Here is a 3,506-nt window from a genome sequence, read left to right as displayed (position 1 = left end):
TGATTGCTTTATATTGTTAAAGAACGTTGCGATTATAAAGCTAAACTTTATCTCGCTAGGGCTGCGCATGTTACGCTTTCCTATTTTTTTGTCAACACTTAAATTTAAACTTTCTAAAAAGGTTCAATCTAAGTTTTACTTAACACCCTGAGTTGTTCGTGCCTCGCTATGCGTTGGCGTTTCCCGTCTCAGTGGGGTCGCATTATAGGGAGATCCGAAAACAGATCAACCCTTTTTTGAAGAAAACTTGAAATAATGTACTGTTCGCTGAGTATTTGAGCTAAACACGTTAAAAACACAACATAACTAGCAAATTATTAACAACTAAAGGTGTTTAAACTTCACCAATATTAAAAGTGAGCTTAAACGATCTTCATATAAAGACTTACACCCCATATGATCAATACGATCGTTAATGAAAGTGTTACGGCTGCAGATCCCATATCTTTAGCTCTACCTGACAATACATGCAATTCTGTACTTACTCGATCTGTTAATGCTTCAATGGCAGAGTTTAGCAATTCAACTATTAGAATAATAAGCAGTGAGCTAATTAGTATTGCCCAGTGTAATAATGATGAAGCAAGCCAAAATGAAGTGGGGAATAATATAAGGCTTAGTAATAGTTCTTGTCTAAATGCAGCTTCTTCTTTAAATGCTGCTTTAAAGCCAAGATAGGAGCAATAGGTTGCTTTGAAAACGCGTTTGAGGCCTAAGCCGTTTGGTTTTAATACATCTTTCATTAATAAACTCTATGAATGAAGGTCAAAATAAAGCCCCGCACTGCGAGGCTTTTTATTTATGCTACACCGTATTGATCACGATAGGCTTTAACTGAGGCTAAATGTTCGTCCATCGTCCCTTGAACTTCAAGGTAGCTAATAAGGTCTGCTAATTTTACAATAGAAATTACTTTGGTATTAAAGTCACGTTCAACTTCTTGAATAGCTGATAACTCGGCTTTACCTTTTTCTTGGCGATCTAATGCAATTAAAACACCACTAAGGTCTGCACCATTTTGTGCAATAATTTCCATGGACTCACGAATAGCGGTACCTGCGGTAATTACATCATCAACTAGCATTATTTTGCCATTGAGTTCTGAACCCACCAATGTACCACCTTCACCGTGTGCTTTTTTCTCTTTACGGTTAAAACAGTACGGTACATCTTTATCATGGTGATCTGCTAATGCAACTGCAGTTGTTGTCGCGATTGGGATACCCTTATACGCGGGACCAAATAGTACATCGTACTCTATCGATGAATCTTCTAATGCTGATGCATAAAAACGACCTAAACGTGCTAAGTCACGACCTGTATTAAACAAACCGGCATTAAAAAAGTAAGGACTTATGCGCCCAGACTTTAAAGTAAACTCACCAAATTTTAATACCTGCTTCTCTAGAGCAAATTCTATAAACTCTTTTTGATAATCTTTCATATCTAGTGGCCTACCTATTTATGCTAATGCTTGCTTTTGTACGTCAATGATTTCACGAATAGAATGTTTAGCTAAAGTAAGTAACTCATCTAGCTCATCAAACGAGAAAGGTTCGCCTTCGGCTGTACCTTGAATTTCTATAATTTTACCTGTTTCGGTTAAAATTACATTCATATCAGTTTCTGCTGCTGAATCTTCAATATATTCTAAATCGCTAATTGCTTGGCCTTTGTATATACCTACTGAAATAGCCGCAATCATATGTTTAAGTGGGTTTGAATTAATCATACCCTTGGCACGCATATGCGTTAGCGCATCAACAAGTGCAACACATGCACCACTTATAGAAGCAGTACGTGTACCGCCATCTGCTTGAATTACATCACAGTCGATAGTGATTGTGTTTTCGCCAAGTGCTTTTAAATCAACAGCAGCACGCAGTGCACGTGCAATTAAACGTTGAATTTCCATAGTACGACCGCCCTGCTTACCACGTGCAGCTTCTCGAGCATTACGCGTATGCGTTGCTCGCGGTAACATACCGTATTCAGCATTGATCCAACCTTTACCCTGACCTTTCATGAAACGAGGAACGCCCGATTCGACAGTAGCTGTACAAAGTACTTTGGTGTTACCAAACTCAACAAGTACTGAGCCTTCAGCATGCAAAGTATAATTACGTGTAAATGTAACAGGTCTAATTTGGTTAGGTGTTCTTTCGCTTGGACGCATTGACGATCCCCTTAATTCAGAATTTGCGACATTATAAGTGTATGTGGGTATAGATACCATGCTGATTTAAATAAATAGCTGTATGCAAAATATTCAGTGTATTAAATTTTCCCTAGAGCTTAAGCGGTGTTACGGTATAATCATCGTAATATTGTATTTATAAATTTAGGAAAATATCCATGATCCACAGTATGACAGCTTATGCGCGTCGCGAAATAAAAGGCGATTGGGGAACTGGCACTTGGGAAGTTCGTTCAGTGAACCAGCGTTACCTTGAAACATTTATTCGCGCACCAGAGCAATTTCGTGGCATGGAGCCAGTTATTCGTGAGCGTTTACGCAAACACTTACAACGCGGTAAAGTTGAGGTTTTTTTAAAGTTTGTAGCAAATCCTGCCCATGTTGGTGAGCTATCAATTAACCAAGCCCTTGCTGAGCAACTTATAAATAGCGCGAAATGGGTTCAACAGCAAAGTAATGGCGACATTAATCCTGTTGATATATTACGTTGGCCTGGTGTTATGGAAGCTGAAGAACTTGATATGGATAGCGTTAATACAGCACTAATTGCTGGTCTTGATCAAGTAATCGAAGATTTTAAATCAGCTCGTGGCGATGAAGGTGCAAACCTTGAAGAAATGATAGCAATCCGCCTTGATGCGATTTTAGAGCAAGTAGAAATTGTAGAAACGCACATGCCTGAGATTGCTAAGTGGCAGCGTGAAAAACTGGCTCAAAAGCTAGAAGACTTAACAGCAAACATTGACGAGTCACGCCTTGAACAAGAACTTATTTATCTTGCTCAAAAACAAGATGTAGCTGAAGAATTAGATCGTTTAAAGTCTCACGTTAAAGAAACTAAAAAAATCCTTAAAAAAGGTGGCGCATGCGGCCGCCGCCTAGATTTTATGATGCAAGAATTTAATCGTGAAGCTAACACGCTAGCATCTAAGTCTATCAATAGTGACATCACTACTGCCGCTGTAGAGTTAAAAGTATTGATTGAACAAATGAGAGAACAAATTCAAAATATTGAATAGTTTTCAGCCAATTATGGCATATTCATAACTTATCAAAACCCGGGATAGGCTCGGGTTTTTTATTAATACCAATAATATTTTGAATGTTGTTACCAAGCATCTTCGTCTAATGTGAGATTCTCACCTCCAAATCACTCTTTATTTTAGTCATTAAAAAGCCCGACTAAGCTCTAACACCACTCGTTTAAGAACGAGTGGTGTTTTTTCGTTTATACCTAACTGGATATTTTTGTGTCTTTGCGAGCACCGTTCGCGGATAAGCTTTTCGCTTTCTTTTCTCCGGTAATATT

General features: G+C 38.4%; 4 protein-coding genes. 1 reads left to right on the top strand and 3 read right to left on the bottom strand.

Features of this window, described 5'->3' with window-relative positions; all coding sequences use genetic code 11:
* Positions 1 to 362: 362 nt before the first annotated feature.
* The 3 genes from I6F40_RS19520 to rph are packed head-to-tail and all read right to left on the bottom strand — an operon-like array spanning position 363 to position 2,176.
* The gene (locus I6F40_RS19520; RefSeq protein WP_007583384.1) at positions 363 to 743 is read right to left on the bottom strand and encodes a diacylglycerol kinase; all 381 of its coding nucleotides are present in this window, start codon (positions 741 to 743) and stop codon (positions 363 to 365) included.
* Positions 744 to 799: 56 nt separating this feature from the next.
* A complete protein-coding gene (pyrE, locus tag I6F40_RS19515; protein ID WP_166379692.1) occupies positions 800 to 1,444 on the bottom strand; it encodes an orotate phosphoribosyltransferase in 645 nt (214 codons plus the stop codon).
* 18 nt (positions 1,445 to 1,462) lie between these two features.
* Positions 1,463 to 2,176: a ribonuclease PH gene (rph, locus tag I6F40_RS19510; protein ID WP_002958890.1), complete on the bottom strand. Its 714-nt coding sequence runs from the start codon at positions 2,174 to 2,176 to the stop codon at positions 1,463 to 1,465.
* Positions 2,177 to 2,355: 179 nt separating this feature from the next.
* Between rph and I6F40_RS19505 the strand changes: the two genes are divergently transcribed.
* A complete protein-coding gene (locus I6F40_RS19505) occupies positions 2,356 to 3,216 on the top strand; it encodes a YicC/YloC family endoribonuclease (RefSeq protein WP_002958889.1) in 861 nt (286 codons plus the stop codon).
* The last annotated feature ends 290 nt before the right edge of the window (positions 3,217 to 3,506 follow it).

Source organism: Pseudoalteromonas sp. SWXJ133, assembly GCF_015864365.1.
Classification (GTDB): domain Bacteria; phylum Pseudomonadota; class Gammaproteobacteria; order Enterobacterales; family Alteromonadaceae; genus Pseudoalteromonas; species Pseudoalteromonas arctica.
This window is presented reverse-complemented; position numbering and strand designations above follow the sequence as displayed.

Bases quoted from the DNA above. Each gene is read 5' to 3' on its own strand.
- I6F40_RS19520 (WP_007583384.1), bottom strand. From the start codon at position 743: ATGAAAGATGTATTAAAACCAAACGGCTTAGGCCTCAAACGCGTTTTC.
- I6F40_RS19505 (WP_002958889.1), top strand. From the start codon at position 2,356: ATGATCCACAGTATGACAGCTTATGCGCGTCGCGAAATAAAAGGCGAT.
- rph (WP_002958890.1), bottom strand. From the start codon at position 2,176: ATGCGTCCAAGCGAAAGAACACCTAACCAAATTAGACCTGTTACATTT.
- pyrE (WP_166379692.1), bottom strand. From the start codon at position 1,444: ATGAAAGATTATCAAAAAGAGTTTATAGAATTTGCTCTAGAGAAGCAG.